A 19,424-nucleotide genomic window follows, 5' to 3' on the forward strand; every position below is an offset into this window, starting at 1 on the left:
CCACCATCCTCACCGCGGCCGCCGACGCCTTCGCGCGCGCGGGCTACCACGGCACGTCCATGGCCGAGATCGCCACCGCCGTCGGGATCTCCTCGGCGGCGTTGTACCGCCATTTCCACAACAAGCAGGAGTTGCTCGGCCACTGTCTGATGTCCGGCACGGACGCGACGGTGTCCCGGCTGGAGGCCGCCGCGGTCCAGGACGCGAGCGGGCATCGGGTCTTCGAGGAACTCGTCGCCATCGAAACATGCCCCACCCGGCGTCGTGTACCGACTTCGCCAACCGGGTCCGAGCCAACCCTTTGACGCACAGGTCCTCGACATACACCGCTTGGTTGTCGCGAATGATCGTCGTGGACTGTTTGTGCGCCCAATCCCGGCGCGTGTCAGCCACTCTCGCATGAGCCCGCGCGCCCTTCACGCGGGCTTTCGCCCGGTTCTTCGACTCTTTCTCCTTGCGGGACAACGACTTCTGCGCTTTCCGCAACCGGCGTTCGACCTGCCGCAGGAACCTCGGCGAAGTGATCGTCTCACCATCGGACAGGACCGCGAACGTGGTCAAACCCAGATCGATACCGACCTCGGTGTCGACCGGCGGCAACGACCGCGTGTCGACCTCGACCACGAACGACGCGAAATACCTCCCTGCCGCGTCCTTCACGATTGTCACGCTAGACGCCCCCGATGGCAGCTCCCGCGACCATCGAACCGCGACGTCGCCGATCTTCGGCAGGCGCAGCTTTCGCCCAACAGTGACCGTGAACCGCGCGTTGCGCGTAAACCGGATCGCCTGGCGATGGTCTTTGCGAGACCGCCAACGTGGTGGCGAGACCTTCGCGCCCTTGCGCTTGCCTGTCACCGACTGAAAGAAGTTGCGGTAAGCGGTATTCAGATCAGCCAGGGCTTGCTGCAACACCACCGACGAAACCTCACCCAGCCACGCACGTTCCGAGGTGGCCTTGGATTCGGTGAGCCGCTTCGACAATTCACCTTTCGATCGTGCGGCAGTACATCGAACAGCAAGACCGTCCGGTCTAGGACACGCTCGGGCCTTGACGGCCCTCCCGCGTGGGCCTTCACCGCCGCCCTGAAGGGCGGCGCACTGGCCACACCCGGTAGCCGCGGAAATCGCCTCGGCCGCACTGCCGTCCGCCGGCTCGGACCGCGACTTCTACGCGGGCAAGATCGCGGTGGCGTCCTTCTTCCTCCGAACCGTGCTGCCCCGGCTCGGTGCCGACCGAGCCGTGATCGCGGATATCGATCCCGCGATCATGGATCTCTGCGAGGCCGCCTTCTGACCGCCGGACCGGCGCCCACCATGTCCCGGTCGGCGCCGGTCCGCGTCCACCCGTCGACGGGGTCCGCCGATACGTGACTTCGTCGCGCGAAAAGCGCAGAACTCATTGCTTTTCGACCGCTGGGACAGCTCGGCGTTCCAGCCCCTTCCGGTCGTAGAAGATCGTCGCGGCCAGGCCGATGACCAGGCCGATCAGCAGACCGAGCAGGGCCATCCCGACCCCGTGCGCCAGGCCCGAACTCGCCCGGGCGTCGTAGTAGAGGATCGCCCGCACCGCGATGAAGATCTGGTGCATCGGTTCGAAGGTCGACAGCCACGCCATGGCCTGCGGTGTCGCCTCGATCGGCACGGTTCCGCCCGCGGAGGGCAGGCCGAGGACGATGAACACGATGAGATTCACGAGCAACCCGGCCGCACCGAAGATCGCCAGGATGGACAGCGCGGTGACCCCGACCGCCACGATCGCGAGCACCCCGTAGAGGAACAGCATCGGAGCACGCTCGATCGACATCCCCAGCAGTGTCGCGACGGCCAGGTAGATCCCGGACACCACCGGCGCGACGACCACCAGAATGCCCCATTTGAGCAGCAACGTCCGCACACGCGAGATCGGTGTCGCCGGGTAGTGGACGTACCAGGGCCCGTATTCGGTGGGCGCGAAGCCCAGTGACGAATCCACCATCGCGTGGATGACCATCGCGCCGGTGAACCCGGCCAGCAGCAACAGCAGTGTGTAGAAGAACGCCGACAGTCCCCCACCGGCGCCGTCGGGGAGCTCACGGAACGGCACGACCACCACCGAGACGGGCTCGGCCAGGGCGAGGCGGCTCACGCCGGAGAGCTGGGTAGCAGGTGCGTCCGATGTCGGTTGGAGCTGGTTCTGGACCCGCTCGAGCAGTTGCTCGCCCACCGCCTTGTTCGCCGCGTCCGTCGCCTGGGTGGTGATGCGCAGCATGATCTGCGTGGCGTAGGCACCCGCCGCCGGATTCGTTTCGACGGTGATGACGGGCCAATCGACATCGCCGGGCACGACACCGGCCGCGCCCAGGATCGACACACGCTTGGTGAAGTCACTCGGGATGACGATCGCCCCGTAGATCTCGCCGTTGAGCATGGCCCGATGCAGCTTCGGCAGGCCCATCTCACGCAGCTCGACCTTGTCGGCGGGGATCTGCTGAACCATCGAGGCAGCGATCTGATCGCCCACATTGACCTGCTCACCTCCGACGGTGTCGCCGACATCAAGGTTGACCAATCCGATCGGGAAGTCGTGCATGTTCTTCTCCGGGTCGACGATGTATCCCAGATACATGGTCGCCAGCAGTGCCGCGAGCACCGCGACAACAGCACCGGGGCGCAGCCACCTCGCCGGATTCCTACCCGTGATCGCCATGGAACCACTCCTTCAACGCCAGCTCGGCAACTTCGTCGCTACCCACCACGTCGATCATCGAGCACCGACTCTTGGCAGGTCAAGCTATTTCTGATGAAACAATCAGCACGTGTCGCCGGATACCGGGAGCTCGATACCGCCGCCACGGAGTTCGACCCGGATTCCCGAGTCGGCCACGGTCACGGACTCCGGCCGGAGCCCCAGCGGATAGTCGCGGAGGCTCTCCGTGAGCAGGTCGGCGATCTCGTTCGCCAGTTGCGGCGGGACCCCGCGAGAAGAGACGATCTCGACGCGGATCACCCCGTCTTCGATGTAGGGGCGCAGCCGCACCGACACCACGCCGATGACCCCGGTGACATCGACCGTGCCGTCGGCGGCGGACATCCTCACCTCACCGGCCAGACCGTGCAGCGTGCGCTGGATCGCCTCGGCGCTCCAGTCGACGCGCGCCTCGGAGCTGCCCACGGTGGCCGAAGCCCCGCCCTGCGCCATCGAGACCTGATGCAGTGTGGCATGGACCGCCATCCCGACCGCCGGACCGAACTGCGCATCGTCGCCGACCACGGTCAGCTCGGGAATCCGCCGGTCGATCAGACTGAGCACGACGGGTCGCGGACCGAGATCCACGTCCACCGAGGAGCCGAGGTCGTCTCGCAGGCCGGCCGCCAGGCAGCCCTCGATCCGGTTCCGCAGATACAGCTCGACGGACACGATCCCGATCGTCGCCAGCACGAGCGAGACGACCAGGCCGAAAGTCATGCCGCGCGCGATTCGTCGCCGCACACTCCTACCGGGCACGTTGCCGTTGTCGACGGGATCCAGCTCTCGAAGCTTCATACGTTCTCCTCCAGATGCCCCCTGGCGGACCGGGGAGATGACCCCGGGCACGATGCCGCACTCACATTACGATGATGCAATCATCATATCTGACGCAAAACTCAATTCAGCGTGATGTCGCCCACGCGTTTTCTGCAAGAAGACCGGTTCAGCCACCAATCGGATCGCATCTGATACTTTCATCAGCGACGCGCGCATCGCTTCGCCCGATCAGCTCGATCGAGCACTCTCCACCCCGCAGCCCATCCCCGTTCGGGCGGACTCCGACCGCGCCGAGCGGGACTTCGCGATGCGACTGAAACAACCGAAGGAAAGGACATTCTCGTGAACGAATCCGATACTCCGTCGCGCGCCGGTGTGAGCCGCCGCCGCATGCTGGGAGGAGCTGTCGCAGGCACGCTCGGTGTCGCCGCGGCCACGGCTCTCCCCCTCGGTACGTCGACCCGGTTCGGCGCGGCCGGAACCGCCCGCGCCCAGTACGCCGCGCCCACCGGCACCTACCGCATCGACCTGCACACGCACGTGCTGCCGCCGGACTACCGCGCGGCGCTGCTGTCGCACGGGCACCTGACCGTCGGCGGCTACCCCACGCCCCAATGGTCGCCGGAGTCCGCGATGGAATTCATGGACTACTACGGCATCCAGGCCCAGGCCCTGTCGGTCTCCGACCCCGGCGTCGGGTTCCTGGCCCCGGGCAAGGAAGCCAACGACATGGCTCGCTACTGCAACGAGTACGTCGCCGGACTCACCAGGCAGTACCCCACGCGCTTCGGCTCGTTCGCGGTGCTGCCCATGCCCGACATCGCCGCCTCGGTCGCCGAGGCGATCTACGCCCTCGACGTCCTGCATGCCGACGGCATCGTGCTGCTGTCCGCCTACCAGGGCGTCTACCTGGGCGACCCGCGCTACGAGCCCTTGATGATGGCGCTCAACCAGCGCAACGCCTACGTGTTCGTGCACCCCGCCGCGATCGCGGACGACGCCAAGCCCAGCCTGCCCCTGCCCGACTTCCTCATCGAGTACACCTTCGACACGACCCGGGCCGCGACGATGATGATGCTGACCGGTGTCACCAAGCGCTACCCCAACATCCGGTTCCAGCTCTCCCACGCGGGCGGCACGCTGCCGTTCCTGTCCTGGCGCGTCGGCGTCGCCTCCGAGACCACAGTCGGCGAGAACTGGCCCGCGGGTCTGGACAAGCCTTCCCTGCTCGACGCGAAGACGCAGATTTCGCGCTTCTTCTACGACACCGCGTTGAGCGGATCCAGTGCCGCGATGTCGGCGGTGTCGGCCGTGACGAGTCGAGACCACATCGTCTTCGGCTCAGACTGGCCCTTCAGCGCGACCACTCTGCCGCAGTCCGGCACCCACGACCCCGCTCCGGGACTCAGCGAGATCTTCGACGCCGAGCAGCGCATGGAAGTCGAGCACCACGCCCCGCTGCGCCAGCTTCCCCGCCTGGCCGCGGCGATCAACGGAGGCTGACATCTCGACGCTGGGCCGGGCGCGCGGTGACTCGTCCCGCGCGCCCGGCCCAGCTGGACCGATCAAGGCCCATCGGAAAAGGGGTGGGACACATCGCGTCAGCCGCGCGCGACGAGGGCCCCGAGCCGGTCTTGGTGTTCCTTGGTCTGACCTACGCCCCGGAGTCGAGCGCACCGAACTTCTTCTTCGATACGCCCGTCACCGATTTCCCGCGCGATATCCATGCCATCACCGAGCTCGTGGAGCGGCGGAGGCGGAAGGCACTCACGCGTGCCGCCGGAACTCAGATCTCCGGCAAGGCACGTCGACTGATGTCGTGAGCCTCTTCCGCGCCGAGTCCGAGCATGCGCAGGAGGTCTTCGGTCACCTGGTCGACGGCCGCGGCGTCGTCGCGGTTCGTCTGTTCGTGTAACAACTGACCGAGGCGCAACGCGGCGCCCGACACGATCACCAGCGCGAGTTCGACATCGCGCACCCGGAACCGACCTGCGCGCATACCTATCTCGATATCCCGGCGCGCTCGTGCGGCCACGCCCCTGTCCGACCCGGCGTAGACCAGTCCCTCCGCGAGCAGAACCTTGCTGGCGGTGGGTTCACGCCGATGCACCCTGCCCACCAAACGGAAGCTCTGCGCGAAGACGTGCGCCGGGTCATCGATGTCCGCCGTCAGTTCGTCCAGCGCACCACCGAGCCGGTCGAGCACCTCCCCGACGGCCACCTGCAGGAGTTGCTCCCGGCTGGAGAAATGGTTGTAGAACGACCCCATGCCGACGTCCGCGGCCTGGGTGATCTCCAAAATGGGCACATTGAGCCGGCCCTGCGCGATGAAGACCTGCGCCGCCGAGACGAGCGCTGCCCGAGTCCGGGCTTTCCGCCGCTCCAGCCGATTGGTGCCGCCAGTGTCATCCATCGTGCCCTCCATACCGAGTCAGTCGATTCCCGATCGCACAAATGACGACAATCTCATAGCTGATGTTATCATCCAGTTGACCTGAACTGATATATACGTCTCTAGTGACGATATCGTCAGCATATGAGCAGCCGATCGACCTGAAGAAAGTAGCGTTCATGGCACACACCGTTCTCCGCGCGATCGACGGCTGGTGGCTGCTGACCGCCGCGGGCGCGGCCCGGATCGCCACCGACGCCACCACGACCGCCGCACTTCTCGCCGACCGCTCCGCGATAGCCCAGGCGGCGCGAAACACCGATCTGGTACCGATGCACGAACTCTCGTTGGTCTCCCCTGTCACGGCCCCGTGCCGGGTGGTCGCCCAGATGACGAACTTCGCTTCCCACGTGAAGGATTCCGGCGGAGATCCAGGATCGGTCCCACTCACCTTCTTCAGGAAGGCATCGGGATCGATCAGTGGCCCCCACGACGAGGTCATCCGTCCGAGCCATGTGCGACTCCTGGACTACGAAGTCGAAATCGGGTTGGTGTTCGGCAGGGAAATGCCCGTCGGTACCGAGATCGACTCCGACAATCTCGGCGATTACATCGCGGGACTCGTCGTCACCAACGACATCTCGGCGCGCGATGTGCAATTGCCGCAGACCCAGTACTACGAGGGTAAGTCGTATCCGACATTCACCCCGACGGGACCGGCACTGGTTCTCCTGGAAGCAGGCGAGCTCGACCGGTTCGTCGACTTGCGGCTACGGCTGTGGGTCAACGGCGAGAAGCGCCAGGACATGACCGTGGCAGACATGATCTACCAACCGCTCGAGACTGTGCGGGCGCTGTCCCGGTTTCAGCGGATGGAGGCCGGCGATCTGCTGCTCACCGGAACTCCGGTGGGAACCGCGATCAGCGCTCCACCCAAGCCGGTGGAGATCATCGGCGCGATGCTGCCACCCAAGATCAAGTGGAAGCTGTTCTTCGACCGCCAGGCCAAGAACCCGAAGTACCTGCGCGACGGTGACGTCATCGAAGCGACGGTCGCCACCGATGACGGCGCGATCGATCTCGGAAGGCAACGTACGACCGTGCGGTACGCGTAGCGATTGCCTTGGCGGCAAACATCTTCGAGACAGCCCCGGATGGCTACTCTACGTTCGATCCCCGCGCGTGCGGGGATCGAACGCTTCATTCCACCGCAGCGCACGCCACGGACAGCGAGTGGTCTCGATCGAAAACCTCGACAACAGTTCATGCATGAATCTCGATACACCCCCGGTCCGGGCGTGATCTCGGTGGACACCTCGGTCGCGGGCGTGCTCGTCATCGGGTGGTGTGGTCGAGCGAAGTTCTCTGACGGTCGGTGCTCAGCCAGCGCGAGACAATCGGCTGCGAGGCCGGATGCCTCGAGATGCGAGCCAGCCTCCCGGATCGCCTCTTGCACCGCCTTGCGAGCGGTCTTCTCATCGCGATGAATATGGCGTCCAGTCTCACGCACTACGACGTCAGGGAAGACGACCTCGACCTCACCCGCCGCTACAGCAGCGGCCAGACCCTTCCGGTGTGGTGAATCCATGTACCGACACCGCAGGCACCAGTCGTGGCACTGGCGGCAGCGGTGAGGGCTCGGGTGGGGTCTGGAACGCCTGGATCATGAGGGCGGCAAAGCGGCGGGAGGCCGCGATTCGTGCTGCCGGGGTATCCGCGTGGATGCCGTTGTTGGCCATGATCATGAGGATGAGGTCGTCCAGGACGATGTCGGGGCGCAGCCGGCCGGTGTCCTTGGCGCGGCGGATCAGTTCGGCAGCGCCGGTGAGCGAGGAAGTGCGGATCGCGGTGAAGTCCATCGCGCGGGGGAAGGCGGACATGAAGGCCGCAGTGAAGCCGTGGTCGCGTGCTTGCAGCTCGCACAGCTTCTCGACGGCGAGGCAGAAGCCGTGCCAGGGGTCCGAGTCGGCGAGACCTTCGTCCACGAGGGACCGGCAGGCGAGCATCTGGTCGGTGAACGCCTCGGCGACCAGCATCTCCTTGGTCGGGAAATGGCGGTAGAGGGTGGCGGGGCCGACCTCGGCGCGGCGGGCGATCTCCCGGATCGGCACGTCCAGGCCGTCGGTGACGAACACCGCGCGAGCCGCGTCGAGGATGCGTTCGCGGTTGTCCCGGGCATCGGAGCGCAGGGTGTGAGTCAAATGAGTGGTCACCGCTCTCACTTTAGCTAAACGGACGGGGGTGTCCGTTACGGTCCGTTGGTGGGTCCAGAACGAGAGAACACGGAGACAGCGGTGAAGGCAGTGATGGTCCAAGCGTTCGGAGGTCCCGAGGTCCTCGCGGTGGTCGAGCTCCCCGACCCGAATCCGGCCGCCGGGCAGGTGTTGATCACGACCGAAGCGATCGGTGTGGGCGGCATCGACGTCCTGATCCGAAGTGGCGCGCTGGCCGCATACGGAGCCACGCCCGGTCGCATTCCCGGCCAAGAGGTCGTGGGCACCGTGGCCGAAGTCGGCGATGGTGTCGACTCCGCATGGGTCGGTCGGCGCGTGTGGGCGTTCACCGGTGAAGGCGGCGGCTATGTCGAGCGCGCCGTCGCCCCGGCCGCGACGATCATCCCTGTCCCGGCGGCCCTGTCGGCTGTTGATGCGGTGACGCTCGGCATCTCAGCGATGGTGGCCCACTTCGCATTGCGTCATGCACATTTCGCTCGTGGTGAGTCGGTGTTGGTGCGTGGCGCGGCCGGCGGTATCGGCGTCATGGCAGTCCAGCTCGCCGCCCGTGGCGGTGCCAGTGCGGTAGCGGTCACGACATCGTCGGCCGAGCGTGGCGATCGCCTGCGCCAGCTCGGCGCGACCCAGGTGCTGGACCGCGCCGGCCGGGGTGCGGAGAACGCTCTCACAAGCTATGACGTCATCATCGACATCGCCGCAGGCGCGGATCTGCCGTCGTTCTTTGCCAGGCTGGAGCCGAACGGTCGTATGGTGGCCGTGGGCGCGATGGCAGGCATGCCACCGGCGGACTTCGGCAGGGAGATGGTCGCGGCATTCAGGAAATCGCTGTCGTTCGCGACCTTCAGTGCCGACACCGTCCCCGCGCCTGACAGAAGCGCCGCGACCGCCGAGTTGTTCGCCGCCGCGGGTCGCGGCGAGCTGAAAGCGGTTGTGCACGAGGTGCTTTCCTTGGAACAGGCCGTCCTGGCCCATCAGAAGATAGAAGCAGGCGAGGTGTTCGGTAGAATCGTGCTCACACCATCGGGGAAATAGACGGCGCCGCATCTCATTGCAACATCAATGCCCGCATATGCTGCGACCTGTGCGTCCAGGCACTGATCGGGGCAGATCATCTACGTGGCCGCCAAGAATGCCTGAGAACTGCGCGTGATCGACACCAGCGGGGGGTGAAGCTCCCGACACCGGCGAAGTCGGTGATCACCAGGTCCCGCGCGAACATGATGTCGCCGACCCCGCGCAGCACCTGCCGTGGTGAGTCGACAAGGAAACCGAAAGCCACGAATGCCAGCGACATTGCGACGATGACCCAGAGCTGTGCTCGTTGGTCGCACGAACTTGCCATGATGTTCACCGCACCCGCTTCCTCCACCTCGAGCCCGTGTGATGCCCTACCGTCGCTGACCGGGAAGCGAACCGCCGGGCGTCAGCGGTCGCCGCGTAAGACCGCGGTGTAGAAGCGGATGCCCTGTTCGAGGGCATCGACGGATAGGCGTTCGTCGGTGGAGTGGATCAGCCCGCGCGTCCGGGCATCGAGTTCGAAAGGACTAGGAGCGGTACACGAACTGGCTGATCTGGTCGAGGTGGCGGGCGTCGCTGCCGCCGACGACGAGGAACGGGAGGTGAATGCGTCGGGAAAGGTGTGAGCGACGGCCTTTCTGATCCGATCGAACGCGGGACCGTCGGTCGGAGACACCGGTGTCGGTTCGGAGGCGTTGAGAGTATCGAGCGCGATATGGCTGTCGCCGTTGACTTTCCGGAGAAGTTCGACGGTGCCGGGCAACGGTCTCGCCGGTGAGGATGCGGATGTTGATCACCGCTCGCGCGGACTCGGCCATGACGTTGTTGCCTTTACTGCCTTCGAGCACCGTCGGCACCGCGGTGGTGCGGATCATGGCGTTCATCAACGGCCCCGAGCGGGGCATGACCCTCGTGATCAGCCACGGCAGTTCGTCGGCGCGTGACAGTACTGCGCCGAGCGGTCCGGTGGAGTAGATATCCCAGACAGGGGCGACGTGTACATGTAGGTGCGGTACCTCGAACCCCGCGATGACGAGGCCGGCTCGCGGAGCGTTCCAAGCCCGTTGTACCCCTTGACCGATGGCCTGGGCCACCTCGATGCAGCGCATAAGGAGGGCACCGTCGGCATCCGTCCATCGGTCGACCTCACGCCGAGGCACAACAAGAGTGTGGCCAGGCCGCAACGGAGCGATGCTGAGAAACGCAGTGATTTCGGGATCTTGCCAGACAAAGTGTCCCGGCAGCTCACCAGCAATGATGCGAGAGAACAGAGTTGTCATAGATGGAGTCCTGTCATGTCCGTAGGCCCTTCTCTTGGGTGCCGGATTGTCACTCGTCCTTCCAGTGCTGCGCGAGCGGCATCACGGTATAGGCGCTCATGCGTGCGTCCTGTCGACCTCGTCGACCAGTTTGAGCAGTTGCTCAGCCGCCGGCCCCGAGGAAGCGGGGTTCTGCCCGGTGATCAGCAGGCCGTCCTGGAGGACGTAGGGCTCCCAGTCGCCGACCTTGGAGTAGATGCCGCCGAGCTTGATCAGCTCGTCCTCGACCAGGAACGGGACCACATCAGTCAGCCCGACGGCGGCCTCCTCCGAGTTGGTGAACCCGGTGACCTTTTTGCCCTGGACCAGCGGGGTGCCGTCGGGATTGGTGGTGTGGCGCAGCACACCGGGCGCGTGGCAGACCAGAGCGAGCGGTTTGCCCGCGCGCAGGATGGTTTCGATGAGCCGAGCGGAGTGCTCGTCCTCTGCCAGGTCCCATAACGGGCCGTGCCCGCCGGCGTAGAAGACCGTGTCGAAGTCGGCGGCCGAGATCGAGTCGAGGCGCACCGTATTCGCCAGCGCGGCCATTGCCTCGGGGTCGGCCTCGAAGCGCCGGGTCAGGTCGGTCTGGAAGCCGGGCTCGTTGCTCTTGGGGTCCAGCGGCGGTTTCCCGCCCTTGGGCGAGACGAGCACGACGTCGACGTCGGCGTTCTTGAACAGGTAGTACGGGGCGGCCAGCTCCTCCAGCCAGAAGCCGGTCTTGCGGCCTGTGGTCCCGAGTTCGTCGTGCGAGGTCAGAACGAGGGCAACTTTCATGGTGTGGCTCCTTACTGTTGGGGCGGTCGACTCTGATGAGACGACGCGGGCGAGTAGGCATTCGTGTGGCGCAGGAAAAGGCGATTCATGACCGAACTCGAAGGTCAGCGGTGCGTTGTCGAGGAGCGGTGAGCCCAGGGCACGGCCTCGAGCAGCTGTTCGAGACGGACCTCGCCGTCACGGGTTTGCCCGCCATGGCTCATCACTACACGGAGCCGGTCGACGACGTCGTCAGGGGACGGGTACACCTTCGCGTGGGCGGCCGCCTCCTCCGTGAGGTTCGGGACGGCTCCGCTCGCTTCGGCCGCGTCCAGTGCCTCTTTCGCTGCGGCGGCCACTCCGGGGGGAAGAGCTGCGATGCGCCGTGCAAGTGAGTCGACGAAGGCGTCGAGGTGGTTGTCGGGCACTGCGCGGTTGATCCATCCGTAACGTTCGGCGAGCGAGGTCTCGAACAGTTCCGCGCCGAGCACGATCTCCAGCGCGCGGGCCCGTCCGACCAGGCGGTTGAGGTACTGGGTGCCGCCGCCGCCGGGGAAGATGCCCATCAGCGACTCCGGCTGCGACAGCCAGGTCTGGTCCGCAGCGGCGAATCGCATATCCGCGGCCATCGCCAGTTCGATGCCGCCGGCGCGGGCGTAGCCACGCAGCTTCGCGATCGTCACCTGGGGAAGTGCGCGGATTCGCTCGTTGAGCTGCTGTAACGGGTTGAGCGCTGAGTCAGAATCGGGGTCGGTCAGGGCCGTGAGCGTGCTCGGGTCGAAGGACCACTCGAAGTCCGCGTGGGCGGAGAAGAACTCAGGATTGGCCGATTGGAAGATGATTACGGCGATATCGTCGTCGGAACGCGCCTCGGTGGCGAATGCTTTGAGATCGCCGGCCAGCGCGGCGTCGAGGGTGTTGACGGGCGGGTTGTCGATTGTCACCCAGGCGACCCGGTCTTCCGCACGGACCACGAGGGTCTGATAGCCGCTGTACTTCATTGATGTTCTCCATTCGGTCGGGGCGAGGCGGGTCGATGCCCGACCGTTGTCGTCGGGATTCGGGGTGGGCTGACCGGTGGCCGGGCATGGCGCAGCCGCGGCAGGCAACTGGGTCGGGCCGACAGCCGGCCACCGGTCTACCGCGTGCTCAGGCCGTCAGTGCGTTCTTCAGCGTGGCGATGGCCTGTCCGATCGCGGCTTCGGCCGCGTGGGTATCGCGCAGGGCGTTGAGCATGACGAAGTCGTGGATGACGCCCTGGTAGCGGGTGGCGACTACGGGCACACCGGCGCGGCGCAGCTTGTTGGCATAGGCTTCGCCCTCGTCGCGCAGCACGTCGGCCTCGGCGGTGATGACCAGTGCGGGCGGCAGCCCGGCGAGCTCGTCGATACTCGCGCGCAGCGGACTCGCGGTGATCTCCGCGCGCTCTGTGGGGTCGCTGGTGTACTGGTCCCAGAACCAAGGCATGGCGTCGCGGCGCAGGAAGTAGCCCTCGGCGAACTCGTGGTACGAGCCGGTGTCGAAGGCGGCGTCGGTCACCGGGTAGAACAGCACCTGCTGACAGAACTCGACATCGCCGCGTTGCTTGGCGAGCAGGGTGACCGCGGCGGACATGTTGCCGCCCACCGAGTCACCCGCGATCGCGATGCGCGTGCTGTCCAGCCCGCGCTCCGCGCCTTGCCGCGCCACCCATGCGGCAGTCGCATAGCTCTGCTCGATGGCGACGGGGTATCGGGCCTCCGGCGACAGGTCGTATTCGGGGAAGACCACTGCGGCCCCGGTGCCGACAGCGAGCTCACGGACCAGGCGATCGTGTGTGCCGGCGTTGCCGAACACCCAGCCGGCGCCATGGATGTAGATGATCACGGGAAGCGTGTCTGTGGCCCCGGCGGGCTTGACTATACGGACATTCACCGAACCCGTGGGCCCACCGGCGACGGAGACCCACTCATCATCGACTGCGGGCTTGGCAATGTCGCCGGACTGGACCTCGTCGACGGCCTTGCGGCCCTCGATCGGGCCCAGATCGAACAGGAACGGCGGCTGCGCGGTCGCCGCCGCGAACTCGGCGGCTGCGGGCTCGAGTACCGGAGGTGTCGGAACGTATTCGGGCATGATTGCGGCTCCTTCTGGTGAGTGGATGATCGCCGGCGTGGGCAGCGTGGCATAGGCCGTGGAGACCTGGATGTGCTGATCGTGCACGACCCAGGTCCCAGAGTGCAGAGATCTGAAAGGGCTGAACTGTCGTGCGGTGGATACGGTGTGGTGGCTCGCGAACCGTGCAGGTCAGGCGGGGTCCGGCGTGCTGGTATGTCGGGGCTGCCGTCGGTGTTTGCCGGGTGCAGCGCTGCCGCTGTACTCGCCCACGCCGGTGACGAGTTCGGTGATATCGGGCACGTTCTCGAACCTGCGGCGGTGGATGTCGGCGATCCGGTTTCCCACTTCCGGGTCCGGATCGTCGGCGATGTCGTATGACACGAACTTGTCGACCAGCGGTAACCCGACTCGGTCCATGGCCAGGTGCGCCGGGTGGTTCATGTACTCCTCGTAACTGTCGAGGTCGGCGAGGACGGATACCGCACCGTACTCGAACTCCCCGCCGAAATCGGGCCCGACGATGCGTGCTGTGATGGCTGGGATGGCGTTGATGTGCTCACGCATCTGCGCGAGCGCGGCTTCCTTCTCGTGCTCGGTGACGTGGGGCCTGACCGTGAACCGAATGCAGTGGTAGATCATCGATTCTTCCTCTCGGCGGGTATACGCATCGACATGAACGCGGGGGCGTAATCGCGGGCGAAATCGGTGATATCGCGGCCCGGGTGCCCGGTGATGTCGGCGACGGAGGTGTGCACGTCGGCAGCTTCGCCCCGGGCGTAGTGGGCGTAGTCCTCGACGAGACCGGCGAGCTGCCACGGCGAGACCAAGCCGGTCAGCGCGGCGGTGAATTGGTCGGCCGACGAGTCCTGGAAGGTGATGTCCTGCCCGGTCGCGTCGGCGAGGGCGCGGGCGATCTGCTCGTGGGTCACGGCGCGGGGTCCGGTCAGTGTGTAGGTACGGCCTGTGTGTCCGGTACTGGTCAGCGCGACGGCGGCGGTGTCTGCGATGTCTCTGCTGTCGATGGCGCTGACGGCGGTGTCGCCGATCGGCGCGGCGAACCAGCCTTGTGCGATGGTGCCGGCGAATCCGAGCAGACTCTGCAGATAGAGGTTGGGGCGCAGCACGGTGTGGTCGAAGTCGAGTTCTTGTACGTGGGCTTCGACTTCGGCGTGCCAGCGTAGGAACCGCACCGGTGAGTCAGCGTGTGCCGCGTACTGCGAGAGCAGCACGAGCCTACGTACGCCGGCGTCGTGGGCGATATCGGCGAACCGGATCTGGAGCGCCGCGGCGTCCTCGGCAGAAGGGCTGTTGAGGAAGGCCGCGTCGACGCCGTCCAATGCAGCGGCGATCGATGCCGGATCCCGCAGGTCGGCGACAACGGTATCGGCGCCAGGGACGGTGCGGTCGGGGTTGCGGGTCATCGCGCGGACGGTGACGCCGCGGCCTTGCAGGGCGGTCACGAGTGCGGATCCGACCGTCCCGGTCGCGCCGGTCACGAGCACGGTGGATGGGCTCATCGTTGGTAGTCCCTTCTGTGAAGGCGGTCAGCGGGTGCTTGCAGTGGCCGACGCCGCCGGCGTCATGGCGATGGAGACGAGTGACACCACGAGGGCGATCAGAACGAGCGCGGCTTGGCCGAAGAACGCGGCCGTGAACGAGATGTCGCCGGTCTTTCCCGAGGCACCGATCGCGATCCCGGCCAGTGCCGCGAGCCCGACCGCGCCGCCCAGTTGCTGCGCGGCGCTCACCAGCCCGCTGAGCAGGCCCGATTCCCCGTCTGCACTGTCGCGCACGGCCATCGCGGTGGCGCTGACGGCGCCGAGCCCGAGACCTGTGCCGATCAGCACGAACGCGGCAGCCAGGCTGCCGGAGAAGCCCGAGGTGGTCGGATCCAACGCCAGCCACAGGAAGCCGACGAGCAGCACGGCCAGCGCGACCGGCTGCGCGCGGGTCAGTCCGATGCGCTTCGCCAGCACTGGCGACGCGACGCTGCCCACAATGATCATGCCCGCGAGCGGCAGCTGAGCTATCCCGGCCGCGAGCGGGCTCATTCCGAGTACGTCCTGCTGGTACTGGGGCAGGAAGAAGAACAGGCTCACCAGCGTGCCGCCGATCAGCAGCATCACAACGTTCGCAGTGACTACCGGCGTCCTGCGGAAGACACCGAGCGGGACCAGCGGGTGGGGCGAGCGCGCCTCGACGATGACGAAGGCCACCAGGGATGCGAGGCCGAGCACGAGGCCGAGGACGGTACCGATCGCGGTCCACCCGGCGTCGGAGGCGGAGACCATGCCCAGCGCGAGCCCGGAGATCCCGAGGGTGATCGTGATGGCGCCGAGCGCGTCGAACCGGCCGGGTCGGCCAGGAACCGGCCGCACCGAGCGCCACACTATGGCCGCTCCGGCGATGCCGAACGGCACCGGGGCCACGAACACCGCCTGCCAGCCCAGCAGCTCAGTCAGCGTGCCGCCGAGGAAGACTCCGATGAGACTGCCCGCACCCGCGACAGCGCCCCAGATGCCCACTGCACGAGTGCGCTCTGCGGGAGTCGAGTAGATGCCGAGAACGAGCGCGAGTGCGGCCGGTACCACGGCCGCCGCGCCTATCCCCTGCGCGATCCGCGCGGCGATCAGCGTCGTTGCGTCGGTGGCCAGTGCACACAGGGTCGTAGCCACCAGGTAGATCGTCATCCCGCTGAGGAATACCTTCCGGGCCTCGAGCACGTCGGCGAGGCGACCTCCGAGCAGGAGTAGTCCGGCGAACGCCACCAGATAGCTGTCCACAACGAGGGTGAGCTCCGCGGCTGTGAGACCGAGGCCCGCACGGATCGTCGAGGCGGCGAGGTTCACCATCGCGGCGTCGAGAATGACCAGGAACATAGCGGTGGCCAGACCGGCCATCGCCACGCCACGGGGTATCGGCGAGTGGGCATTCACGTCGGTGGGTATGGCCTCGGTGCGCAACGCGGCCTCCTTTCTCATGCCACCACGATCCGGTACGCACACCGCCGTTCGCGTCGGTGACAATCACCTACTCGTGACTACCTACTCGCCTGCACGGCGGACTACGTGCGCAGCGGCATCCCCCGTACGCAGATAGGGTGCGACCATGCCCACGACGTGCGTTTACCCGCTCATCGGCCGAGAAGAAGTGATCACTGATCTCCTCGAGCTCGTCGGCGCGGCGAAGCACAGCGACGGTGGTGTGCTCGTGCTGCGGGGAGAGCCGGGTATCGGCAAGAGCGCGCTGCTCGACCACGTCCAGCGCGCGAGCCAGGAACAGTTCCAGATCATCCGCGCGTCCGGCTCGGAATTCGAGGCCGACCTGCCGTTCGCCGGACTTCACCAGCTGTGCGTTCCGGCACTGGCACACCTCGACACGCTGTCGGCTCCCTACCGCGACTCCCTCATGATCGCGTTCGGGCTGACCGACGGCACGCCGGAACCGTTCCGCGTCGGCCTCGCCGCGCTCGAACTGCTCGCGGCCGCTGCGGCGCAACGGCCGCTGCTGTGCCTCGTCGACGATGCCCACTGGTTGGATAGCGCATCGGCCCGGGCCTTGACGTTCCTGGCTAGGCGCATCGCGGCGGAGCCGATCGCGATCGTGTTCGCGGCCCGCGATCAAGAACCCGTCCGTGGACTGGAGGAGTTGCCCGGGTTGACGGTCGGTGGCTTGAGCGACACGGATGCGCGGGCGTTGCTGGCCCGCGACAAGACCATCCCGCTCGACGAACGGATGCGTGATCGCCTCCTGGCCGAGGCCCGCGGGAACCCACTCGCCCTGATCGAGCTGCCGAAATCCGGTCTGTTCGATCTGCCGACGCCATCGCCGGTCACGGGCCGGATCGAGCGGAGCTTCCAGATCCGGATGGCGGCGCTGTCGCCGGAAGCGCGGTTGCTGCTGATCCTCGCGAGCGCCGACCCCACCGAAGACCCGGCGTTGGTCTGGGCGGCCGCGCAACGTCTGGACATCGACGTGCCGGCCGCGAGTGCCGCCGCCGAAGCGTCCGGGCTCGTGGTGTTCGACATACGCCCGCGCTTCTGCCACCCGCTGGCGCGTTCGGCCGTCTACCGCGCGGCGGAACCGACGCTGCGCCGGACAGCGCATCGAGCGCTGGCCGATTCCACCGACCCGGTTGCTGCCCCGGACCGGCAGGCCTGGCACCGGGCCCAGGCCACCACCGGCCCGGACGAACAGGTTGCGGCGCAGCTGGCGTCCTCGGCATCACGGGTGCAGGCACGCGGGGGTGTCGTTGCCGCCGCCGCATACCTCCGCCATGCTGCGGCGTTGTCACTCGATCCCGGCAAGCAGATCGAGCGCACGCTCGCCGCCGCGCAGGCGACGCTCGAAACGGGCGCGGCGGACGCGGCCGCGGACTTGTTGAACTGCATAGATACCGGGATGCTGGATGACCCGCAGCACGCGGCCGTCGACATGCTGCGCGGGCAGATCGCATTCGTCCAAGGTGCCGACGGGGTGGTTCGCGGGCCGGAGCTCATCGTGCAGGCGGCACAGCGTCTCGCGACCGGGGATCCGGAACGCTCCCGCGAATACCTGGTGGCAGCCCTGGATATGGGGCTCTCCGTCGGACGTGCAGCCGGGGTGATGGACCGGGTACTCGAGGCGGCTCGTTCGGCGCCGTCGGCGGCGCGCGGGCCGGACCTCCTAGACGCGCTGGTGCGGTTGAACGGCGACGGGCACCGCGCCGCTCTGCCCATGGTTCGGCAGGCCCTCACCGGCGAGGACGCCGGCTGGACGCAGACGCCGGCTCTGGCCACGGTGCTCGCGGGCGAACTGTGGGACCTGGACCTGCACGCAACGATCGTCGACTGGCTGGTGCGCACCGGACGCGATACGGGGGCACCGGTGATCGTCCGACTCGGCCTGGCCCAAGCGGCGCTGCACGCGGTGCTCACCGGGAACTTCGGGCAGGCAGTGGCTGCGATCGCCGAGGAGGAAGCGTTCGCCGACGCCGTCGGTGACCTGCCCCAGCTGTATCCGAGAGTCCACTTGGCAGCGATGCGTGGCCGACGCCAGGAGGTACTCGACCTTGTCGCGGAGGGAACGAGCCGGGGCACCGGCTTACTGACGGCGAACCTCAACTGGGCGAAGGCTGTGCTGTACAACGGCCTGGCGGACTATCCGGTCGCGCTGGACGCAGCGCAGCAAGCCGTGGCGAGCGGTGACCTCTTCCTCGCCGGCTTCGCACTGCCCGAGCTGGTGGAGTCCGCCGTCCGGTGCGATGAGAACGCGATCGCGCGGTCGGCGCTGGAGTCCCTCCTCGAGCGCACGGAAGCCGCTGAAACCACCATGGCCCTCGGCGTGGCGGCCGGCGCGCGGGCGCTGGTCGACGACACGGAAGACCACTACCTGGAGGCGCTCGACCACCTCACGGACAGTTCGCTGCCGTTGCACCTCGCGCGGGCGCACCTGAGGTACGGGGAATGGTTACGCCGGGCCGGGCGCCGCCGAGACGCTCGGAAACACCTGCGTATCGCGTACGAACAGATGTCGGAGATCGGGTTGGAGGCGTTCACCCAACGGGCAGCGGCCGAGCTGCGGGCGACCGGGGAGGTTGCCCGCAGCCGTTCCGAGCACACATACGACCACCTGACCATGCAGGAGATGCACATCGCACGTCAGGTCGCGACCGGTGCGACGACCAAGGAGGTAGCCAGAAGCCTGTTCCTCAGCCCGCGGACCGTGGAGGCCCATCTGCGCAACATCTTCCGCAAGCTCGGTATCACCTCGCGCAGGCAGCTCAAAGACATCCCCGATCTCGGGTGAAGTGCGGATCACGGCAGTCCGCCGCCCCGACTCATCGCAACCCAGGCGTACGCATCCGACTGAAGCCGACCGGCTGTAACCAGTACATGCGCGGCGAAGCCGCCGAACACGACCGGAATGCACCGCGCGAGCCATGCACAGGCGAGCATGGCAACGCGCACCGGCAGTTCCGACCAGAACCCTTCCGGATCGCCGAATGCTGCTCCCGAATCGGGCCCTGACCTGGCGCGCTTTGTGCGCCCGGAGGTGGACCTAAGGGACTCGAATCCCTGACCCCCACACTGCGGTCCGAGTGAACGGCGCGGATGTTGGGTGTATTACCGGATCGAGCCGCA

The 19,424-nt window shown here is 66.9% G+C and carries 18 protein-coding genes and 2 pseudogenes; 7 read left to right on the forward strand and 13 right to left on the reverse strand.

Annotated elements, in window-relative coordinates; genetic code table 11:
* Positions 1–59: 59 nt before the first annotated feature.
* Positions 60–305, forward strand: a complete 246-nt coding sequence (locus ACFXNW_RS06185; protein ID WP_379417323.1) for a TetR/AcrR family transcriptional regulator — start codon at positions 60–62, stop codon at positions 303–305.
* Here the strand turns inward: ACFXNW_RS06185 and ACFXNW_RS06190 are convergent.
* Positions 301–984 (reverse strand): annotated as a pseudogene (locus ACFXNW_RS06190) (RNA-guided endonuclease InsQ/TnpB family protein); the annotation flags it as partial. The gene ACFXNW_RS06185 and the pseudogene ACFXNW_RS06190 overlap by 5 nt on opposite strands.
* Before the next feature lie 142 nt (positions 985–1,126).
* Between ACFXNW_RS06190 and ACFXNW_RS06195 the strand changes: the two are divergent.
* Entirely contained in the window at positions 1,127–1,297 is a 171-nt protein-coding gene (locus ACFXNW_RS06195; protein WP_379417324.1) for an acyl-CoA dehydrogenase C-terminal domain-containing protein, read from the forward strand.
* 102 nt (positions 1,298–1,399) lie between these two features.
* Here ACFXNW_RS06195 and ACFXNW_RS06200 read toward each other — a convergent pair whose 3' ends face one another.
* The gene (locus ACFXNW_RS06200; protein ID WP_379416358.1) at positions 1,400–2,689 is read right to left on the reverse strand and encodes a YhgE/Pip domain-containing protein; all 1,290 of its coding nucleotides are present in this window, start codon (positions 2,687–2,689) and stop codon (positions 1,400–1,402) included.
* A gap of 102 nt (positions 2,690–2,791) precedes the next feature.
* Positions 2,792–3,526 carry a DUF2993 domain-containing protein gene (locus tag ACFXNW_RS06205; protein ID WP_379416360.1) on the reverse strand — a complete coding sequence of 245 codons (735 nt, stop codon included), beginning with the start codon at positions 3,524–3,526 and terminating at the stop codon, positions 2,792–2,794.
* Positions 3,527–3,850: 324 nt separating this feature from the next.
* Between ACFXNW_RS06205 and ACFXNW_RS06210 the strand changes: the two genes are divergently transcribed.
* Together ACFXNW_RS06210 and ACFXNW_RS06215 are read left to right on the forward strand one after the other, a co-directional pair.
* The gene (locus tag ACFXNW_RS06210) at positions 3,851–5,011 is read left to right on the forward strand and encodes an amidohydrolase family protein (protein WP_379416361.1); all 1,161 of its coding nucleotides are present in this window, start codon (positions 3,851–3,853) and stop codon (positions 5,009–5,011) included.
* 83 nt (positions 5,012–5,094) lie between these two features.
* Positions 5,095–5,331 (forward strand): hypothetical protein, encoded by a 237-nt coding sequence (locus ACFXNW_RS06215; protein WP_379416363.1) that lies wholly within the window; start codon positions 5,095–5,097, stop codon positions 5,329–5,331.
* Here the strand turns inward: ACFXNW_RS06215 and ACFXNW_RS06220 are convergent.
* Complete coding sequence (locus ACFXNW_RS06220; RefSeq protein WP_379416364.1) at positions 5,295–5,933, reverse strand: TetR/AcrR family transcriptional regulator; 639 nt, start codon at positions 5,931–5,933, stop codon at positions 5,295–5,297. The two genes, ACFXNW_RS06215 and ACFXNW_RS06220, sit on opposite strands and share 37 nt — an antisense overlap.
* Positions 5,934–6,079: 146 nt before the next feature.
* On the opposite strand from ACFXNW_RS06220, the gene ACFXNW_RS06225 reads away from it, so the two are divergent.
* The gene (locus tag ACFXNW_RS06225) at positions 6,080–7,015 is read left to right on the forward strand and encodes a fumarylacetoacetate hydrolase family protein (RefSeq protein WP_379416365.1); all 936 of its coding nucleotides are present in this window, start codon (positions 6,080–6,082) and stop codon (positions 7,013–7,015) included.
* Positions 7,016–7,438: 423 nt separating this feature from the next.
* On the opposite strand, the gene ACFXNW_RS06230 is transcribed toward ACFXNW_RS06225, so the two are convergent.
* A complete protein-coding gene (locus tag ACFXNW_RS06230; protein WP_379416367.1) occupies positions 7,439–8,113 on the reverse strand; it encodes a TetR/AcrR family transcriptional regulator in 675 nt (224 codons plus the stop codon).
* Positions 8,114–8,194: 81 nt separating this feature from the next.
* On the opposite strand from ACFXNW_RS06230, the gene ACFXNW_RS06235 reads away from it, so the two are divergent.
* A complete protein-coding gene (locus tag ACFXNW_RS06235; RefSeq protein ID WP_379416368.1) occupies positions 8,195–9,166 on the forward strand; it encodes a zinc-binding dehydrogenase in 972 nt (323 codons plus the stop codon).
* Positions 9,167–9,557: 391 nt separating this feature from the next.
* Here ACFXNW_RS06235 and ACFXNW_RS06240 read toward each other — a convergent pair whose 3' ends face one another.
* The 8 genes and pseudogenes from ACFXNW_RS06240 to ACFXNW_RS06275 all read right to left on the reverse strand — a co-directional run bounded on the left by ACFXNW_RS06240 (position 9,558) and on the right by ACFXNW_RS06275 (position 16,283).
* Positions 9,558–9,914: a M20/M25/M40 family metallo-hydrolase gene (locus tag ACFXNW_RS06240; RefSeq protein WP_379416369.1), complete on the reverse strand. Its 357-nt coding sequence runs from the start codon at positions 9,912–9,914 to the stop codon at positions 9,558–9,560.
* A 49-nt stretch (positions 9,915–9,963) separates the two neighbouring features.
* Positions 9,964–10,431, reverse strand: a pseudogene (locus tag ACFXNW_RS06245) (HIT domain-containing protein); the annotation flags it as partial.
* Between the two features lie 96 nt (positions 10,432–10,527).
* A complete protein-coding gene (locus ACFXNW_RS06250; protein WP_379416370.1) occupies positions 10,528–11,226 on the reverse strand; it encodes a type 1 glutamine amidotransferase domain-containing protein in 699 nt (232 codons plus the stop codon).
* Between the two features lie 104 nt (positions 11,227–11,330).
* Complete coding sequence (locus ACFXNW_RS06255; protein WP_379416371.1) at positions 11,331–12,206, reverse strand: enoyl-CoA hydratase/isomerase family protein; 876 nt, start codon at positions 12,204–12,206, stop codon at positions 11,331–11,333.
* 148 nt (positions 12,207–12,354) lie between these two features.
* Positions 12,355–13,320, reverse strand: a complete 966-nt coding sequence (locus ACFXNW_RS06260; RefSeq protein ID WP_379416373.1) for an alpha/beta hydrolase — start codon at positions 13,318–13,320, stop codon at positions 12,355–12,357.
* A 171-nt stretch (positions 13,321–13,491) separates the two neighbouring features.
* Positions 13,492–13,941 (reverse strand): Dabb family protein, encoded by a 450-nt coding sequence (locus ACFXNW_RS06265; protein ID WP_379416375.1) that lies wholly within the window; start codon positions 13,939–13,941, stop codon positions 13,492–13,494.
* A complete protein-coding gene (locus ACFXNW_RS06270; RefSeq protein ID WP_379416376.1) occupies positions 13,938–14,819 on the reverse strand; it encodes an SDR family oxidoreductase in 882 nt (293 codons plus the stop codon). The genes ACFXNW_RS06265 and ACFXNW_RS06270 overlap by 4 nt, the downstream gene beginning before the upstream one ends.
* Before the next feature lie 27 nt (positions 14,820–14,846).
* Positions 14,847–16,283 carry an MFS transporter gene (locus ACFXNW_RS06275; protein ID WP_379416377.1) on the reverse strand — a complete coding sequence of 479 codons (1,437 nt, stop codon included), beginning with the start codon at positions 16,281–16,283 and terminating at the stop codon, positions 14,847–14,849.
* Positions 16,284–16,410: 127 nt separating this feature from the next.
* Between ACFXNW_RS06275 and ACFXNW_RS06280 the strand changes: the two genes are divergently transcribed.
* On the forward strand, positions 16,411–19,089 hold the full coding sequence (locus ACFXNW_RS06280) for an AAA family ATPase (RefSeq protein ID WP_379416378.1): 2,679 nt from the start codon (positions 16,411–16,413) through the stop codon (positions 19,087–19,089).
* The last annotated feature ends 335 nt before the right edge of the window (positions 19,090–19,424 follow it).

This window comes from Nocardia sp. NPDC059180 (genome assembly GCF_042754945.1).
Taxonomy (GTDB): domain Bacteria; phylum Actinomycetota; class Actinomycetes; order Mycobacteriales; family Mycobacteriaceae; genus Nocardia.

Coding starts and splice junctions, on each gene's coding strand:
- ACFXNW_RS06275 (WP_379416377.1), bottom strand. CDS start 16,283: ATGAGAAAGGAGGCCGCGTTGCGCACCGAGGCCATACCCACCGACGTG.
- ACFXNW_RS06185 (WP_379417323.1), top strand. CDS start 60: ATGGCCGAGATCGCCACCGCCGTCGGGATCTCCTCGGCGGCGTTGTAC.
- ACFXNW_RS06200 (WP_379416358.1), bottom strand. CDS start 2,689: ATGGCGATCACGGGTAGGAATCCGGCGAGGTGGCTGCGCCCCGGTGCT.
- ACFXNW_RS06250 (WP_379416370.1), bottom strand. CDS start 11,226: ATGAAAGTTGCCCTCGTTCTGACCTCGCACGACGAACTCGGGACCACA.
- ACFXNW_RS06255 (WP_379416371.1), bottom strand. CDS start 12,206: ATGAAGTACAGCGGCTATCAGACCCTCGTGGTCCGTGCGGAAGACCGG.
- ACFXNW_RS06280 (WP_379416378.1), top strand. CDS start 16,411: ATGCCCACGACGTGCGTTTACCCGCTCATCGGCCGAGAAGAAGTGATC.
- ACFXNW_RS06225 (WP_379416365.1), top strand. CDS start 6,080: ATGGCACACACCGTTCTCCGCGCGATCGACGGCTGGTGGCTGCTGACC.
- ACFXNW_RS06220 (WP_379416364.1), bottom strand. CDS start 5,933: ATGGAGGGCACGATGGATGACACTGGCGGCACCAATCGGCTGGAGCGG.
- ACFXNW_RS06265 (WP_379416375.1), bottom strand. CDS start 13,941: ATGATCTACCACTGCATTCGGTTCACGGTCAGGCCCCACGTCACCGAG.
- ACFXNW_RS06270 (WP_379416376.1), bottom strand. CDS start 14,819: ATGAGCCCATCCACCGTGCTCGTGACCGGCGCGACCGGGACGGTCGGA.
- ACFXNW_RS06260 (WP_379416373.1), bottom strand. CDS start 13,320: ATGCCCGAATACGTTCCGACACCTCCGGTACTCGAGCCCGCAGCCGCC.
- ACFXNW_RS06205 (WP_379416360.1), bottom strand. CDS start 3,526: ATGAAGCTTCGAGAGCTGGATCCCGTCGACAACGGCAACGTGCCCGGT.